General features: G+C 64.2%; 19 protein-coding genes. 7 read left to right on the top strand and 12 right to left on the bottom strand.

The window, feature by feature from the left end; all coding sequences use genetic code 11:
- Nucleotides 1-19: 19 nt before the first annotated feature.
- The gene (gene ugpB, locus B6V75_RS10545) at nucleotides 20-1,333 is read right to left on the bottom strand and encodes a sn-glycerol-3-phosphate ABC transporter substrate-binding protein UgpB (protein WP_075774142.1); all 1,314 of its coding nucleotides are present in this window, start codon (nucleotides 1,331-1,333) and stop codon (nucleotides 20-22) included.
- A 465-nt stretch (nucleotides 1,334-1,798) separates the two neighbouring features.
- Nucleotides 1,799-2,455 carry a pyridoxamine 5'-phosphate oxidase family protein gene (locus B6V75_RS10540; protein WP_206198485.1) on the bottom strand — a complete coding sequence of 219 codons (657 nt, stop codon included), beginning with the start codon at nucleotides 2,453-2,455 and terminating at the stop codon, nucleotides 1,799-1,801.
- A 58-nt stretch (nucleotides 2,456-2,513) separates the two neighbouring features.
- Between B6V75_RS10540 and B6V75_RS10535 the strand changes: the two genes are divergently transcribed.
- On the top strand, nucleotides 2,514-3,956 hold the full coding sequence (locus tag B6V75_RS10535) for a PLP-dependent aminotransferase family protein (protein WP_088719651.1): 1,443 nt from the start codon (nucleotides 2,514-2,516) through the stop codon (nucleotides 3,954-3,956).
- 147 nt (nucleotides 3,957-4,103) lie between these two features.
- Nucleotides 4,104-5,522 (top strand): serine hydrolase, encoded by a 1,419-nt coding sequence (locus B6V75_RS10530; protein WP_088719650.1) that lies wholly within the window; start codon nucleotides 4,104-4,106, stop codon nucleotides 5,520-5,522.
- Here B6V75_RS10530 and cysK read toward each other — a convergent pair.
- From cysK to B6V75_RS10505, 5 genes are all read right to left on the bottom strand, one after another.
- On the bottom strand, nucleotides 5,477-6,442 hold the full coding sequence (gene cysK / locus B6V75_RS10525; RefSeq protein WP_088719649.1) for a cysteine synthase A: 966 nt from the start codon (nucleotides 6,440-6,442) through the stop codon (nucleotides 5,477-5,479). The two genes, B6V75_RS10530 and cysK, sit on opposite strands and share 46 nt — an antisense overlap.
- A gap of 93 nt (nucleotides 6,443-6,535) precedes the next feature.
- Nucleotides 6,536-6,796: a DUF6455 family protein gene (locus B6V75_RS10520; protein WP_088719648.1), complete on the bottom strand. Its 261-nt coding sequence runs from the start codon at nucleotides 6,794-6,796 to the stop codon at nucleotides 6,536-6,538.
- Complete coding sequence (locus tag B6V75_RS10515) at nucleotides 6,796-7,089, bottom strand: DUF6455 family protein (RefSeq protein ID WP_075774134.1); 294 nt, start codon at nucleotides 7,087-7,089, stop codon at nucleotides 6,796-6,798. The genes B6V75_RS10520 and B6V75_RS10515 overlap by 1 nt, the downstream gene beginning before the upstream one ends.
- A 77-nt stretch (nucleotides 7,090-7,166) precedes the next feature.
- The gene (locus tag B6V75_RS10510) at nucleotides 7,167-8,495 is read right to left on the bottom strand and encodes a DUF2254 domain-containing protein (protein WP_075774133.1); all 1,329 of its coding nucleotides are present in this window, start codon (nucleotides 8,493-8,495) and stop codon (nucleotides 7,167-7,169) included.
- A gap of 98 nt (nucleotides 8,496-8,593) precedes the next feature.
- On the bottom strand, nucleotides 8,594-9,415 hold the full coding sequence (locus B6V75_RS10505; RefSeq protein ID WP_233242985.1) for a M48 family metallopeptidase: 822 nt from the start codon (nucleotides 9,413-9,415) through the stop codon (nucleotides 8,594-8,596).
- A 67-nt stretch (nucleotides 9,416-9,482) separates the two neighbouring features.
- Between B6V75_RS10505 and B6V75_RS10500 the strand changes: the two genes are divergently transcribed.
- Nucleotides 9,483-9,746: a hypothetical protein gene (locus B6V75_RS10500; protein WP_088719646.1), complete on the top strand. Its 264-nt coding sequence runs from the start codon at nucleotides 9,483-9,485 to the stop codon at nucleotides 9,744-9,746.
- A gap of 27 nt (nucleotides 9,747-9,773) precedes the next feature.
- On the opposite strand, the gene B6V75_RS10495 is transcribed toward B6V75_RS10500, so the two are convergent.
- Complete coding sequence (locus tag B6V75_RS10495) at nucleotides 9,774-10,022, bottom strand: DUF167 domain-containing protein (protein WP_075774333.1); 249 nt, start codon at nucleotides 10,020-10,022, stop codon at nucleotides 9,774-9,776.
- A 108-nt stretch (nucleotides 10,023-10,130) separates the two neighbouring features.
- Here B6V75_RS10495 and B6V75_RS10490 point away from each other — a divergent pair, with 108 nt between their 5' ends.
- Together B6V75_RS10490 and B6V75_RS10485 are read left to right on the top strand one after the other, a co-directional pair.
- A complete protein-coding gene (locus B6V75_RS10490) occupies nucleotides 10,131-10,733 on the top strand; it encodes a nitroreductase (RefSeq protein ID WP_088719770.1) in 603 nt (200 codons plus the stop codon).
- The gene (locus B6V75_RS10485; RefSeq protein ID WP_088719645.1) at nucleotides 10,730-11,425 is read left to right on the top strand and encodes an EI24 domain-containing protein; all 696 of its coding nucleotides are present in this window, start codon (nucleotides 10,730-10,732) and stop codon (nucleotides 11,423-11,425) included. The genes B6V75_RS10490 and B6V75_RS10485 overlap by 4 nt, the downstream gene beginning before the upstream one ends.
- Before the next feature lie 21 nt (nucleotides 11,426-11,446).
- Here the strand turns inward: B6V75_RS10485 and B6V75_RS10480 are convergent, their stop codons facing one another.
- Genes B6V75_RS10480 through mce form a run of 3 tightly spaced genes read right to left on the bottom strand, consistent with a single transcriptional unit; the run spans nucleotide 11,447 to nucleotide 12,853 of the window.
- A complete protein-coding gene (locus B6V75_RS10480) occupies nucleotides 11,447-12,124 on the bottom strand; it encodes a DUF4396 domain-containing protein (protein ID WP_075774128.1) in 678 nt (225 codons plus the stop codon).
- 55 nt (nucleotides 12,125-12,179) lie between these two features.
- Nucleotides 12,180-12,449, bottom strand: a complete 270-nt coding sequence (locus tag B6V75_RS10475; RefSeq protein WP_075774127.1) for a DUF1467 family protein — start codon at nucleotides 12,447-12,449, stop codon at nucleotides 12,180-12,182.
- Nucleotides 12,449-12,853, bottom strand: coding sequence for a methylmalonyl-CoA epimerase (gene mce / locus B6V75_RS10470; protein WP_075774126.1), 405 nt, complete (start codon nucleotides 12,851-12,853; stop codon nucleotides 12,449-12,451). The genes B6V75_RS10475 and mce overlap by 1 nt, the downstream gene beginning before the upstream one ends.
- 168 nt (nucleotides 12,854-13,021) lie before the next feature.
- Here mce and B6V75_RS10465 point away from each other — a divergent pair, with 168 nt between their 5' ends.
- Together B6V75_RS10465 and B6V75_RS10460 are read left to right on the top strand one after the other, a co-directional pair.
- The gene (locus B6V75_RS10465; RefSeq protein ID WP_088719644.1) at nucleotides 13,022-13,735 is read left to right on the top strand and encodes a response regulator; all 714 of its coding nucleotides are present in this window, start codon (nucleotides 13,022-13,024) and stop codon (nucleotides 13,733-13,735) included.
- A 69-nt stretch (nucleotides 13,736-13,804) separates the two neighbouring features.
- Entirely contained in the window at nucleotides 13,805-14,281 is a 477-nt protein-coding gene (locus B6V75_RS10460) for a hemerythrin domain-containing protein (protein ID WP_075774124.1), read from the top strand.
- Nucleotides 14,282-14,419: 138 nt separating this feature from the next.
- Here B6V75_RS10460 and aspS read toward each other — a convergent pair whose 3' ends face one another.
- Nucleotides 14,420-16,198, bottom strand: coding sequence for an aspartate--tRNA ligase (gene aspS, locus B6V75_RS10455; RefSeq protein WP_088719643.1), 1,779 nt, complete (start codon nucleotides 16,196-16,198; stop codon nucleotides 14,420-14,422).
- Nucleotides 16,199-16,352: the final 154 nt, after the last annotated feature.

The raw sequence follows: 16,352 nt of genomic DNA, 5'->3' as shown, positions 1-16,352 counted from the left end.
GCCCGCGGCTGGATTTGGGTTAGCGGTTGGCTTGCTCGAAGCGGCGCAGCAGCTGGTTGCCACGCTCCACCGCGTTGTCGAGCGCGTCTTGCGCGGTCTTGTCACCGGCCCAGACAGCCTCCAGTTCCTCGTCGATGATGCCGCGGATCTGGTCGAAGTTGCCCAGACGGATGCCCTTCGAATTCTCGGTCGGCGCATTCGCGGTCATCTGCTTCACGGCCACGTCAGTGCCGGGGTTCTTTTCGTAGAAGCCCTGCTCACGGGTCAGCTCGGCCGCGGCCTTGGTGATCGGCAGGTAGCCGGTATCCTGGTGCCACTTCGCCTGCACTTCCGGCGACGAGAGGTAGTTCAGGAATTCAGCGACGCCCTTGTAGTGGTCGTCATCCTTGCCAGCCATGACCCAGAGCGAGGCGCCCCCGATGATTGTGTTCTGCGGCGCGCCGTCGACGTCACCCCAATAGGGCAGCGGATGCACTTCGAAGTTGAACTTGGCTTCGGACTTGATGCCCGCGTAACCGGCCGAGCTCTCGGTGAAGAGCGCGCAGGTGCCGGCACGGAAATCGGCACCGCCTTCGTTGCGGCGGCCCTTGTAGACGAACTCGCCCTTCTTGGCCCAGTCACCCAGCGTCTGGATGTGCTTGACCTGAACGGGGCCGTTGAACTCCAGCTTCGCGTCGAGACCGGCGAAGCCGTTCTCCTGGCTCGCGAAGGGCACGTTGTGATAGGCCGAGAGGTTCTCGAGCTGGATCCAGCTCTGCCAGGCGGTGGTCATCGGGCAATCGACGCCCGCTTCCTTCAGCTGGTCGAGCACCTTGCCGACATCTTCCCAGGTAGTCAGCGGCGCATCCTTGGCGACGCCTGCCTTGTCGAGCATGTCGCGGTTGACCCAGAGAACCGGCGTCGAGGAGTTGAAGGGCAGCGACAGCATCTTGCCGTCGGTGGTGGTGTAGTAGCCCTTCACCGCGCCGATGTAATCGTCGGGATTGAAGTCCACGCCGGCATCTTCCATCACCTGGTAGACCGGCTTGATCGCGCCCTTGGCGGCCATCATCGTCGCCGTGCCGACCTCGAACACCATCAGGATGTCGGGCTGTTCCCCGGCGCGGAACGCGGCGATCCCGGCGTTCAGCGTTTCCGAGTAGTTGCCCTTGTTGGTCGCCACGACCTCATACTGGTCCTGGCTGGCATTGAAGTCCTTGACCTGCTGATCGACGAGCTCGCCGAGACGGCCGGTAAAGGCGTGCCAGAACTGGATTTCCGTTGCTGCATTGGCCGTGAAGGGCGCAATGAGCGAGGCCGACGCAAGCGCCGCACCGAGTGCAAAATTCTTCATGTCTTCCTCCCATATGTAGCGGGATTCATTGTTGGATGGATCTGAGGCCCCGTGCGAAGCCTCCGCGCTACGCGGCGTAGTGTGCGGATGTAACAGGAACAAAACAAGAGAGTGATTTCGGTTTCGCTTTGCCTCTCGGTCGCGCGATCCAGCGCGGTACGGCGGCTTCTCAGCCCTTTCCTGCTAAGCTTTTTCGAGATTCCTCGAAGTTTTGCATGACGCTAGATCACGACTTTGTGAAGCGCATTTTTGCGCGATTCGATCGAAACCGAACAAAAACCGACAGTCGCGCGAAACACCCGATTACGATCAGCTTTCCTCGCGGCGCTTTCCCGAATCCCTTAGATTTGCCAAATCATTGAAATGGTTCAACTCGGTCCGGATCATCGTTCGCAGCCTGATCGACTGCCTCACCTTCTTCTACGAGATGCGCCTGAGGGAGATGGACCGTATCGCGCAGGCCAATCAACCGCCGTATCGAAAATCACGCACATGCGCGGGCATCTCGACACCGTCGAGATTACGCGGATCGGGGATCGGGTCGCCCACCTCCATACGGATCGGGATTACCCCGGCCCAGATCGGCAGCGCGTAATCCTCCTCGTCGTCACTCGGCCCGCCGGTGCGGATCTTCGCCGCGCCCTCGGTGATCTCCATCCCCAGCACGGTCGTCGCCTTCAGATCCTGTTCGTGGTCTGGGCGCAGCGTCTCGTAGCGGCCCGGATAGAGATGGTTCACGAAATTTCCGAGCTTTTGCAGCTTCTCCGCCGGGTCCTCCACCTTGAACGCAACACCAAAGAGCATGACCGAGCGCGTGTTCAGCGAATGATGCATGCCAGAGCGCGCCAGAACCAAACCATCGAGGATCGAGACCGTCAGACAGACCTCTGTCTCCTTTTGACTGCGCAGCGCGCGGCTCGCGGAAGAGCCATGCCAATAGACGTGATCGCCTTCGCGCCATTGCATCGTCGGCGTCACGTAGGGCTTGCCGTCCCGGACATAGCCCACATGGCACATCGGCTGCGCGTCGAGGATCGTGTTGATGCTGTCGCGATCGAAATGGCCGCGCTCATGCAGGCGGCGAAGGCGGGAACGCTCGGTTACAGGGAGGGTCTCGGTCATGGTCTGCCTCATGTCTGACTTGTGCCCTCAGCGATAGCGGCCTACTGGATCGGAAAACATGTCCAGTTTCGCAAAAATGCAGCAGTCCAATTTAAACACCGCCCTGTTTGGTCTTTCGCTGGATCGAAACTCCGGTCTGCCGCTGCATGCGCAACTGACCCATGTCCTGCGCGAGATGCTGCGCGCCGATCCCGCCGCAGCCGGAGAGCGCCTGCCGCCAAGCCGCGCATTGGCCGAGGAGCTGTCGGTCTCGCGCATGACAGTGACCACCGCCTATGATCAGCTGATCGCCGAGGGCTACCTGAGCACCCGCCCCGGCGGCGGCACCTATGTCGCCGAGGATCTGCCCCATCTCGCCCCTCCGACCCCGCGAAAAGCATCAAGGGCCGCGCAAGGGGCGCCTCCGCCAGCTTGGCTGCCCTTCCAGCCCGGCCAGCCCGATCAGGCGCTGTTCCCGCGCAGGCTTTGGGCGCGCCACCTCGAGCGCGCGTGGCGCACCCCCGATCCCACCCTTCTGGACCGGCCCGACCCGTTCGGCTGGCCGCCGCTGCGGCTGGCGATCCGCGACCACCTCGCGGCGTGGCGCGGCCTCGATTGCGCGCCGGAACAAGTGGTGATTACCGGCGGCGCATGGGACGGGTTCGACCTGATCGCGCGTAGTGCGATCGCCCCCGGCGGGCTGATCGCGACCGAGGATCCCGGCTGGGCGACGATGGGCCATGTGCTGGCCTCCAGCGGCCTCAACGAGCACCCGGTGCGGATCGACGCCGAAGGGCTGGACCCGGTACATCTGCCGACCGGCACCCGCGCCGTCATCATCACCCCCTCGCGCCATTTCCCGACCGGGGCGGCGATGCCGCTCACGCGCAGGCTGACGCTTCTTGACTGGGCGCGTGCCCATGATGCGCTGATCGTCGAGGATGATTATGACAGCGAATTCCGTTATCGCGGCCAGCCCCTGCCCGCGCTGGCGGGGCTCGACGGGCTGCAGCGCGTGATCTACATGGGCAGCTTCTCGAAACTGCTCAGCCCGGCGCTGCGGATCGGCTATATCGTGCTGCCCGAGCGGCTTGTCGGGCCGATGCGGGCGGCGATCGACGCGACGGGGCCGCGGGTTTCGATGGTACCGCAACCGGCGCTGGCGAGCTTCATGGCGAGCGGCGAATTCGCGACCCATCTACGGCGGATGCGGCGCCATTACGCGAAACGGCAGCGCCACCTTCTGAACGCGCTGACAGGGCTTGAGGAGTATCTCCGGCTCCAGCCCGATCCGTCGGGAATGCATCTCTGCGCGGGTCTCGGCCCGGCCCTCGTGCCCGCCGGCGACCGCGCGATATCCGAGCGCGCGAAGGCGGCCGGTCTTACCCTGCGCGCTCTGTCGTCGCACGCACGCCTGCCAGACCCGCCGCAAGGCGTCCTGCTTGGGTACGCGGGTTTCGACGAACCGACGCTAAGCGCCGCAGCAGAGAAGCTGCGGGCACTTCTGACGTCGCTTCCATGACCGCCGACCTCGCAACTCACAACAGGGTGACCTTACGTCGAGAAAGCACTCGCCCTCTTGGCAAGCCCGCGCCGTTTGCCAAAACTAACGCGCGAGTAAAAAAACGGGCGCGTGACTTGATCCAAGCGCACGGGAGCGGAGGACAGGATGCGCGGATGGAAAGCGGTGCTCGGCGGGATTGGCCTGCTTGTCATGGCGGCTGTGATTTACGCGATCATCGTGCCTCCGGAACTGCTACGCGTCGGCGCGGGCTATAGCGCGAAGATTACCTGCTCGGCGCTGGTCCTGCAGGACCGCGACCCCGACGAGGTTCTCGAAACCGATGTGCAGGCGCCAGGCAATCCGCTGCTGCGCGCCTTCTGGGTCAGCCCCGATCGCCGGGCGGGCCGCGTCTGGGCGGCTTTCGCCGGGATCATCGCGCCCACGACAGCGGAGCAACGCATGGGCCTCGGTTGCGCGACCTTCCCCGACGGCGATCTGGCCGACGCCCCCGAACAGGCCGCCCCGCCCGCGCCGGGACCGAGCAAGAGCGTCGCCCTCTGGCCCGCGGGATCGAAGACCGAACTGACGGGACAAGGCCGCTTTGCCGATGTCTTGCAAAACGATGCGCTGACCGGGCCGGGGATGCGCGCGGTGGTAGTGATCAAGGACGGTCAGCTCGTGGCCGAGCGCTACGGCGATGGCTTCGATGCGAAGACACCGCTTCTGGGCTGGTCGATGACGAAGACCGTCACCGCCGCCCTTGTCGGCACCGCGATCGAGGCGGGCAAGCTGCGGATGGATCAAAGCGATCTACTGCCCGAATGGCAGGGCGACGACCGGGCGAAGATCACTGTCGCGCAGCTGATGTCGATGTCGAGCGGGCTGCATTTCAACGAGGATTACGGTGACGTCTCGGACGTGACGCGGATGCTCTATCTCGAGCCGGACATGGCGAAGTTCGCAGCGTCGCAGCCGCTCGATCATCCGCCCGGTACGCATTTCAGCTATTCCAGCGGCACTGCAGTCCTGCTGTCGCGCATCTGGCAAAACGCGGTGGGCGACGCCTCCACCGCACTCGCTTGGCCGCGCCGCAAGCTGTTCGGTCCGCTCGGGATGAACTCGGCCACGCTCGAGACCGACGCCTCCGGAACCTTCGTCGGCAGCTCCTACCTCTACGCGACCGCGCGGGACTGGGCGCGGTTCGGACAGTTTCTGCTTCAGGACGGCCAATGGGAGGGGCGGCAATTGCTGTCCGCCGCGTTCGTAAAGCGGATGCATGCGCCCGCGCCGACCGACGGGGTCTATGCACAGGGCATGATCTGGCTCGCCGGGCCGAGCGATCAGCAGAAAGCGGGCGACGACGCGCGGTTCGGCCTGCCCGCCGACACCTATTGGCTCGAGGGGCATGACGGGCAGACTGTCACCGTGATCCCCTCGGCCGATATGGTCGTGGTGCGGATGGGGCTGACGCCGTCGGACCTGAACTACCGCCCGCAGAAGCTGGTGGCAGCATTGCTGGAGGCGGCAAAGACCACCACTCAGGCCTCGTCGAACATCCCTTCGAACAGCGCCGAAGACAGGTAACGCTCGCCCGAATCCGGCAGCACGACGACGATGGTCTTGCCCGCATTCTCCGGTTCGCGCGCAAGGCGGAGGGCTGCCGCAGCCGCCGCGCCGCAGGAGATCCCTGCCAATATGCCCTCTTCGCGCGCCAGCCGCCGGGCGGTCTCGATAGCCTCATCATTGCTGACCTGCTCGATCCGGTCCACGAGATCCATGTCGAGCACCTTTGGCACGAAGCCTGCGCCGATGCCCTGAATCTTGTGAGGACCGGGGTGCAGCGCTTCGCCCGCGCGAGCCTGCGTCAGAACCGGGCTCGCCTCGGGCTCGACCGCGACCGAGATCAGCGGCAGACCCTTTTCCTTTTTCAGATAACGCGAGACACCAGTGATCGTGCCGCCCGTGCCGACGCCCGCGACGAAGATATCGACCACGCCATCGGTATCCTCGAAGATCTCCGGGCCGGTAGTCTTCTCGTGAATCTCGGGGTTCGCGGGGTTGTTGAACTGCTGCAGCAACACGTAGCGGTCGGGATCGGAGGCCGCGATCTCCTCGGCCTTGGCGATCGCCCCCTTCATGCCCTGCGCGCCTTCGGTGAGCACCAGCTTCGCGCCATAGGCCAGCAGAAGCTTGCGCCGCTCGATGCTCATCGTGTCGGGCATGGTCAGCGTGATCGGGATACCGCGCGACGCGGCGACGAAGGCCAGCGCAATCCCCGTGTTGCCCGAGGTCGGCTCGACGATCTCCTTGCCGGGGCCGAGCACGCCGCGCTCCTCCGCGTCCCAGATCATGTTCGCCCCAACGCGACACTTCACCGACCACGCCGGGTTGCGCCCTTCGATCTTGGCCAGAACGGTCGCGCCCGCGCCCTCCGTCATGCGGTTGAGCCGCACCAGCGGCGTGTTTCCGATGCTGAGCGAGTTATCCTCGTAAATCCGTGCCATGCGCGCGCTCCCTTTCAGCCTGCTGCCGTCCCATCAGATAACCAAAGGCGGTCGAGGGAAAGGCGAAAGAGACCCGCGCGGCGACGTGCCCTTTCACTGGAGAGCGCGCAGAGACGTCAGGACGTCGTAATTCGGGCAATCCGTCGGGATGGCCTGCGGCCCCTCACCTTTCTCGGCCAGAACAGCGAGGCAGAATTCGGTGCGCCCGCAGGTCGCACAGGTTGTGATCATCTCGGCAAAGTCGGCTTGTGTGAGAAAGCCGTCACGCATCGCTTCGGAAATGTTCACTCCGAGACGCCGCGCCATGCCGCGCGTCACCCAGAAGTTCAGATCGACATCGCTTTGCATTCCCATCATTCCACTCCTTCGGGTTCAGCCCCAATGGTCGCGCGCAGCCGCGTCATCATCAGGCGGTTTTCGCAATAGGCGGGAGGTGCTTTCGCGGGGTTCATTTGCGGATCGTGCTCGGCCAGCCAGAGCAGGCAGGCCCCGGCTTCGCGGCACTTGGTGCAGCGGATCAGCGCGTCCTTCCACGCTTCGCCGCTGAGCCGCCCGGCGGCCATCTCCATGCTGAGATCGCCGCCCATCTGCTGGGCCATGCGGTTCATCATCGACGCATGGCGATTGAGGTGCTTGGCAGCGGTCATGGCAGCCTCCCTTGAAACAGTCATCCCGGTGATGGGCCGACTCTGCCGCAGGGGCCGTGATTTCGATATGATTCAGATCAAGCGTCGCGTTCCGCTCTGTCGCTGTCGAGGTCATGGCCGACGTCACAGTCCAGATCGGGAGCAAAGCGCGCGGCCAGCGCCTGCGCTTCCTCCGCGATAACCGCGCGGTCGCGCCTCAAGGTCATCGCGGATTGCGAATGGGCGGCTGCGCGCAGCGCCTGATGGGCGGCGGGACGGCCGAAATGAGCGGGATGCATCTCGGCCAGAGCTTCCAGCACCTCCTGCTGGCGCAGCGCGACCTCCAGATGCCCGGCTCCGTCGCGCGCGATCGCGGCGAACGCGTCCTCGGTATACTGCTCGGGCGTCACCGCGCGCACATAGACGCGGTCGAAGACGCAATCGGGGCTCTTCGGTGGATGCCAATCGGCCAGCACCCGCACCAGACGCCCGAGAATATCGATACCGGTTCCGGGGTCGTTGATCGCCGGCGAAAGCGCGCGCGAGGCAATCTCGGCCAGCGCGATCAGGCCGAATTGCGGATCCTGGTCGAAATCGCGCGCGTGATCGATGGTGAAGGCGTCGCGCGCGGCCTCCTCGATCGCCTCGCGGGTCTCGGCGTCGCCCGGCAGCGCGTCGCATCGCACCAGATCGGATGCGCCGTGGACGAATTCGCCAGTCCGTCCGCAAAGCCAGATGTGGCAGTCATGCGTCTCGGCCACCTTTTGCAGCGCCCCCATGTCGACATGTTGCACATGGCCGGTCCGCGTCGACGTGATCCCGAAGACCCCGGGGGGCGGGTCTTCCCATTCCTTGCCGCCGAGCCACGGCCGCTCGCAGCGCGCCTTCAGCGCCGTGCTCGCAGCGTCCTCGACCCGGCTGATCACATCGCCGAGCCGACCGAACTCGCTCAGATGCTGCACCCAGCGCAACAGCGATATCACCACCATCGCCACCACGCCGAGCGTGACGACCAGCAGGATGAATCGCCCGGAGTCGTCATAGACATCCGTCTCGAGCGCGATGATCCCGACCAGCGAAAAGACGAAAGAGCCGATGAAGCTCGCCAGCACGTTCTGGGTCACGCGGTCGGTCTGCATCAGCTTGATCGCGCGCGGCGTGGCTCCGGTCTGGGCCGAGCTGAACGCGGTGATCATGATCTGCAGCGAAAACGTCGTGACAGTCAGCATCGCGGTGGCGATGATCTTCAGGATCGGCTCCACCGAGCCCGCGCCCATCTTGTAGCCGATATCCGCGGGTACGAGGTAGCCGAAGCCCGCCGATCCCAGCGCGGTCGCGATCCCCAGCACGCCGAAGGCCGTCACTCGCACCCAGATCTCGCGCAGGATAACCCTCAGCCGCCAGCGCAGTCGCGAAAAGATTGTCATAGGTTCTTCGTCCCCGTCCCCTGTTCCCGCGTCCCGGACCCGCCTTTCCCGGCGGCCTCTCTCTCAAATCTCAAGCCCGCAGACCTTGGGCGGGTTCCTCAGCTGCCCGCCGGGATCTTGCCCGCGCGCAGTTGGGCAACGGTATTTCGCACCACGTCGAAGCGCAGCTGGTTGGGCGGGTGAGAACCCAGCATCTTGTCGCCCGGGTCCGGCAACCGCAGGAAGAACTGCGCGCCCTTGAGCGGGTCGTAGCCCGCATCCCAGGTGATGATCGTACCGAGCCGGTCGGCCTCAAGCTCGTAATCCTTGGAATAGAGTCGCGAGCCGATTTCGGCCCCGATGCGCCGCGCGCGCTGGATCGTGAGCGGATCGGCGCCCTGTGCCTGCACCGCACGCCCCAGATAAGCCGCCCCCACCGCCGCATCGCGTTCGCGCGCCGCGATATGGCCCGCGATGTGATGCGCGGCCTCGTGGCCGATCACGAAGGCCAGCTCGTCGGCATTGCGCACCTCGGCGATCATCGCGAGTGTCACCCCGATCACCGGACGACCCGAACGATCCATGGTCTGGAAGGCGTTCGCGTCGAGATCGAGCCGGTCATCGACCACGAAAAGGTAGTCGCAATTGAGGTTCCGCGTGCGCTTGCGACATTCCGACTCGATCTGCGGCTCCATGCGCTCGCCGACATCGACCAGCCGCGTCACCGCCACCTCGGCACGCTTCTTGGCTTCGGGCGAGAGCTCGCTCTCCGGGACGGGCTGCATCGGCGCCATGGTCGGCACGCAGCCCGACAGCAGCGTCGCGGCGAGCGAGAGGGTCACGAGAAGGAAACGGGCGGAAGGCATCGACGGGAAAACACCCCAGAGACAGGATTTGTCCCAGCTTAACGACTTGGCCCGCAGCCGCCTAGTGTCCTCCACGTACTCTCCCGCAAGCGGCGGCGTGATTTCGCTTTTTCGGATCGGCAAGCCGCGCTAGCATGACGTCATGTTTACCATCGAACACGAATTCGACGCGACCGTGATCACCCTTGTCGACGAAGGGGCGGATCCGCGCGATTATTTGCAGGAAGACATCACGATCAGCTCTTTCGAGGATTGCGTGGTGGTCGAACAGCTCGACGAGCAGACCGAGCAGGTGCAGACGATCACCTTCAGCCATGCCCAGCTGCGGGAGCTGGCGGCGGCGCTCAACCTGCCCGAAGGCGTCTATCGCCTGAAGCAGACCGACAGCACCGCCGAGGACGGCTGAGGGGCCTGCCCGGCCCCGCGCGCCCGCTCAATCGAGACGGAACACCTTGTCGCGCGCGGTCTCGCCCCGGATCAGCGTCAGCCGCGACTTCGCCACACCTAGCGCCTTTGCCAGCAATTTGACGACCGCCGCATTGGCCTTGCCGTTCTCCGGAACGACCGTGACATAGGCCCGAAGCCCCTCTTCCCCGACCCGTATCTCGTTGCGCGACGCTTTTGGCGTCACGCGCAGGGCGATTTCGTTGCCAGGAATTGCGAGGTGGCTGAGATCCGTCATCGTCGCGCAGCATAGGCGCTGCACGATCGCATACAAGACAGTTGCCCATGCTGCGGTTGCAATCACATGCCGAGCGCCCGATATCTGGCGCAACAGACGGAGATTTTCATGACTGAACTGCCCGAAGTGAACCCGGCCGAGCGCAATGACGCGGCGATGGCTTTCCTTCTGACCCGCCGGTCGCGCCCGGCGAAAACCCTCAAGGCTCCTGCCCCCGACGAGGCCGCGCTGCGCGAGATCCTGACGGCCGCCGCGCGCACTCCCGATCACGGCAAGCTGGAGCCGTGGCGCTTCATCACCATCACGCGCGAGGCCGCGCAGCGGCTGGGTGCCGAAGCCGAGGCGCGCGCCAAAGCACAGGGCCTTCCCGATGAGAAGATCGCGAAGGCCGGCAAGCAGTTCCATGACAGCCAACTTTGCGTCGCGGTAGTGTCCTCGCCCAAGGAGAGCGAGAAGGTTCCGCAGGTCGAGCAACTCTATTCGGCGGGCGCGGTTTGCCTCTCGCTTCTGAACGCGGCACTCGCGGCGGGCTGGGGCGCGAACTGGCTGACCGGCTGGGCCGCGCATGACGAGGCCTTCGGGCGCGAGATGCTGGGCCTCAAGGACGGCGAAAGCGTCGCGGGCTTCATCCACTTGGGTACCGAAGGCGTGACGCCGCCCGAACGCCCCCGTCCCGACCTCGACGCGATCACCACGCGGATTTCGGAATGATCATTTCAAGCTATCTGAAAGCCTGGACCGACCTGCTGCGGCCCGGCGCGATGAAAGTCGTGGGCTTCGGCGTGGCGCTGTCGCTGGGCCTTCTCGTCGCGATCTATGTCGCGATGGTGATGCTGATCGGCTGGCTGATCCCAGACAGCTTTTCGCTGCCCTTCATCGGCGAGATCGGCCATATCGACACCGCGCTTTCGATCGTCTCGGCGGGGGTGATCCTCTTTGCGTCGGTTTTCCTGATGGTGCCCGTGGCCTCCGCCTTCACCGGTTTCTTCCTCGAAGACGTGGCGGAGATGGTGGAGGACGTCCACTACCCGACGCTGCCGCCGGTGCGCAAACTCACCTTCGCGGAAGGGATGCGCGACACCGTACGCTTCTTCGGCGTGATCCTTGCGGCCAACATCATCGCGCTGATGATCTACCCCTTCGTGATCCCGCTTGCGCCGCTGATGTTCTTCGGGCTCAACGGCTACCTTCTGGGGCGTGAATACTTCCAGATGGCAGCTTTCCGGCGGATGGAACGCGAGGCGGCGCTCGAACTTTACGAACGCAACAAGGTCACGATCTGGGCCGCGGGCGCGCTGATGGCGGTGCCGCTGTCGATCCCGCTGGTGAACCTGTTCGTGCCGGTGCTGGGAGCCGCAGGCTTCACCCACCTCTTCCACGCGATCACCGGTCGCCGTGGATAAGGGGCGGCGCCGAGGCGCCGCTCACATCTCTTCCTTGATGCCCTTGCGGATCAGCAGCCAGTTCACCGGGTAGGCGGTCACGAAACCGGCCATCATCGCGATCTGCATGGCGAACCAGAATTCCGGGTCGGCGGCGTTGATCTCCGCGCCCCAGAGCCCTTTGAACACGGCGAAATGGAAGATCGCCATCATACCGTACATGCCGATCTGCCACGAGGTGAGCGAAGCCACATCGGCCTTCGCCGCCTCCTTGAGTCCCTCGCCAAGCCCGAGCCCGCGCATCGGGGCGATCGAGAAATACTGGAACACGATCCCGATCGCGAGGGCGAAGACGTAATCGAGCCCCCAGACCGCAAAGATCTTGTGCCCCCAGAAATCCGGCCAGCCGAACGCGACCAGAATCACTGGAACGGCGAGCGCGAGGTTCTCGGCCAGAATGTCACCCAAGGTGCAGCCCGCGCCGCAATGCAGTGTCCCCTTCGCGACCGAGACCGGGAAGGGCGCATTGCCATGGCCCGGAAAGCGACTGTGCAACCAGATTACTAGTGGTCCGCCAAACAGCCCGCAAATCGGCCAGACCCACGCCATGATGGCCATGTGAGGCGGGTTTCGACGCACCTGCACGAGAAGATAGATGAACGAGAGCACGCCTACAGCAAGCGATAACCAGCTCAGAACGGTAAACCAGTTTGGTGTCATGGGAGGCTCCTTTCAGCCCCCCAACCCGGCTGATCAGATACGGTTCCCGGCGCGGTCAGCGGCGCAACTGCCCGAAGAAGTCGATATCTTCCAAAGTGATGATCCCCGACAGCAGCACTGCCGCGATGACCGCCCAGAGCACGATGGTGACAACGGTGGTGATCTTCACCTTCGCGCCCAGATGCGCCTCGTGCGGTGCGCCTGCGGGAGTGCCCGGCACGACCTCGTCCACATCGCCTTGCGTTTTCAGACGAACCGGCAGGACCATGAAGAAGATCATGAACCAGATCACCGCGAAGAGAATGATGCCGCCCGTGAGACTCATCAGACCTGCTCCAGTTCGATCAGGCAGCCGTTGAAATCTTTCGGGTGCAGGAACAGCACGGGCTTGCCATGCGCACCGATCTTCGGCTCACCGCTGCCCAGAACCCGCGCGCCGTCCGCCTTGAGCTTGTCGCGGGCCTCGAGGATGTCTTCCACCTCGAAACACATGTGATGGATGCCGCCCGCGGGGTTCTTTTCCAGAAAGCCGTTGATCGGACTGTCCTCGCCCAGCGGGTAGAGCAGTTCGATCTTGGTGTTGGGCAGCTCGATGAAGACGACCGTGACGCCGTGATCGGGCTCGTCCTGCGGCGCGCCAACATTGGCGCCCAGCGTGTCGCGATACTTGGCCGAGGCCGCCTCGAGGTCAGGCACGGCAATGGCGACATGATTCAGGCGTCCGATCATCTGGGTCTCCTCCGGTGATATGGATCAAGGGGTAGCGGGGCGCATCGGTTCGCGCAAGCCTGGATGCCCCTGTTCGCGTTAACACGGTGTTAGGCACTTTGCCCCTTACTGGAGAGGACCTGCCGAATCTCGAGAATCCGACGATTTCCATATCGACTGGGGGCCGCCATGAGCGACACGATACCGAACCCGACCCGCACTCCGACGCCGGAGCGTCCGCTGACTGGACTGACGGTGCTGTTGGTGGAGGACAGCCGCTTCGCCTCCGAAGCGGTGCGCCTCCTGTGTCTGCGCTCGGGCGCACGAATCCGTCGCGCCGATTGCCTCGCCTCGGCGGACCGCCACCTCAAGACCTACCGCCCTTCGATCGCGATCGTGGATATGGGCCTGCCCGACGGATCAGGCGGCGATCTCATCGCCGAAATCCGAGGGTTGCGCGGCCCGCATCCGGTGATCCTCGGCACCTCGGGCGATACCGCGCTGAAGGAGGCCGCTCTTGCCGCGGGGGCGAACGGGTTCCTCGACAAACCGATCGAGAGCCTTGCGCTATTTCAGGACACGATCCTCTCCGCCCTTCCCGAAGAGATGCGCCCGCTCGGGTGGCGCCCGCTCGCCGATCTCGTGGTCGAACCGGACCCGCTCGCGCTGCGTGACGACCTGCAACGCCTATCGAACCTCCTGCACGCGGTCGGGGTGGGCATGCCGCTCCCCGCCCTGCCCTATGCGGCGCATTTCCTGTCGAGCGTCGCCCGCTCGGCGCATGACGCGGCACTTGGAGACGCGGCGCAAAGGCTCGGCCGCCGCGGCGGCCCATCGCGCGACGACATGACCCGGGTCACGGAATTGCTCGACGAGCGGATCGCGGCGGCCGGGGCATTCTGACGCGGTCGAGGAACCGCCCGCAAGACTTCGCGTTGCCAAAACGAGTTGAAGCAACCGGAGGACCGCCAGATGAGCTCGATCTACGACGCCATCAAGCAAGATCACGAAAACCACCGCGCCCTGATGAAGAAGATCGCCGATACGTCCGGCGACAGCGCCGCGCGCACCGAAGCGTGGAAAGAGTTCTATTACGACATCAAGTCCCACGCAGCCGCCGAGGAAGAGACCTTCTATTCCAAGCTGATGACCAAGACCTGGGGCCAGGATTCCGCGCGCCACTCGGTCGAGGAACATGCCGAGCTCGACGATCTGCTCGAAGAACTCAACGAAATGGACATGGCGAGCCCCGGTTGGCTCAACAAGTTCCACAAGCTGGAGCATGATTACAACCACCACATGGACGAGGAAGAGGACGAAATCTTCGGCCGCGCCAAAGAAGTGATCGACGACAGCGAGATCGAGGATTACGGCGAGAAATTCGTCGCGCGTAAGAAGAAGGAGATGAAGCTGGTCGACGAGAAGCGGAACGACGACCCTGAAGGCTGATCGGGCTTCGACCTGAGGCTGGCACGGCACCCGCCGCAAAACATTCCGCTGCGGCTGCATCTTTCCTCCGACGCGAATAGAAAAAGGCCCCGCTCGATCCCGAGCGGGGCCTTTTAGATTCGGACGATAGCGCCGGGATCAGTCTTCTTGAGGAAGAACCCGCAGGCGCAGCTCGCGCAGCTGTTCGTTCATCGGCTCCGACGGCGCGCCCATCATCAGGTCTTCTGCGCGCTGGTTCATCGGGAACATGATGACTTCGCGGATATTTGCGGTATCGGCGAGGATCATCACGATCCGGTCGATGCCGGCGGCGCAACCACCGTGCGGCGGGGCGCCGTATTTGAACGCCTTGACCATACCGCCGAAGCGCTTCTCGACCTCGGAGGCCGGGTAGCCCGCGATCTCGAACGCCTTGTACATCGTCTCGAGCTTGTGGTTCCGGATCGCGCCGGAAAGGATCTCGTAACCGTTGCAGGCGAGGTCATACTGGTAGCCTTTGACCTGCAGCGGGTCGCCTTCCAGCGCTTCCATGCCGCCCTGCGGCATCGAGAACGGGTTGTGCGAGAAGTCGATATTGCCCTCGTCGTCTTCCTCGTACATCGGGAAGTCGACGACCCAGGCGAACTTGAACTTGGTCTTGTCGGTCAGGCCCAGCTCTTCGCCGATTACGTTGCGCGCACGACCGGCGACGCCCTCGAAACTCGACGGCGCGCCGCCGAGGAAGAAGGCCGCATCGCCTTCGCCCAGACCCAGCTGCGCGCGGATCGCCTCGGTCCGCTCGGGGCCGATGTTCTTCGCCAGCGGGCCTGCGCCTTCGAGCGAGCCATCCTCTCCCTTGCGCCAGAAGATGTAGCCCATTCCCGGCAGGCCCTGCTCCTGCGCGAATTTGTTCATCCGGTCGCAGAATTTGCGCGAACCGCCCGTGGGGGCCGGGATCGCGCGGATCTCGGTGCCGTCCTGCTCCAGCAGCTTGGCGAAGATGGCGAAGCCCGAGTCGCGGAAGTGATCCGAGACCACCTGCATCTCGATCGGGTTGCGCAGGTCGGGCTTGTCCGAGCCGTATTTCAGCATCGCCTCGGCATAGGGGATGCGGGGCCAGTTCGGATCGACGGTGCGGTCGTCGCCGAATTCCTCGAACACGCCCTGGATCACCGGCTGCATCACGTTGAAGATGTCTTCCTGCTCGACGAAGCTCATCTCGACGTCCAGCTGGTAGAAGTCGGTGGGCGAACGGTCGGCGCGCGGGTCTTCGTCACGGAAGCACGGTGCGATCTGGAAATACTTGTCGAAGCCGCCGACCATGATCAGCTGCTTGAACTGCTGCGGCGCCTGCGGCAGCGCGTAGAACTTGCCCGGATGGAGACGCGAGGGCACGAGGAAGTCGCGCGCGCCTTCGGGCGACGAGGCGGTGATGATCGGCGTCTGGAACTCGTTGAAATCGGCGTCCCACATGCGTTTGCGCATGGATTTCACGACATTCGAACGCAGGATCATCTTGTCATGCAGGCTCTCGCGGCGCAGGTCGAGGAAGCGATAGGACAGACGGGTCTCTTCGGGATATTCCAGCTCGCCGAAGACCGGCAGCGGCAGTTCCTCGGCCTCACCCAGGATTTCGATGTCGCGAACATAGACCTCGATCTCGCCGGTCGGAATCTTCGGGTTGATCAGGCTCTCGTCGCGCAGTTTCACGGTGCCGTCGATGCGGATCACCCATTCCGAGCGCACTTTCTCCATCGTCTTGAACGCCGGGCTGTCGCCGTCGCACAAAACCTGCGTCATCCCGTAATGGTCGCGCAAATCGATGAAGAGCACGCCTCCGTGATCGCGCACGCGATGGACCCAGCCCGCAAGGCGGACGGTCTCACCGGCGTTGGCGGCGCTCAGATCGGCGCAGGTATGGCTGCGAAAGGCATGCATGGGAGGCTCCCGGATCGAGAATTGCGTATAGTCGCGCCGATACACCCGTTGAGAGCGCAAAAGTCAAGCTGTGCGGAGGAACACAGGCACGTCTCGAGCCGATCACGCGCGCGTGGCTCGAAAAAGAGTAAATTTTCGGTTAACTTCAGTGAGA

This window comes from Thioclava sp. F1Mire-8, from assembly GCF_002213165.1.
Taxonomy (GTDB): Bacteria; Pseudomonadota; Alphaproteobacteria; order Rhodobacterales; family Rhodobacteraceae; genus Thioclava; species Thioclava nitratireducens.
The sequence above is the reverse complement of the archived record's forward strand: the minus strand, read 5'-3'. Positions and strand labels throughout refer to the sequence as shown.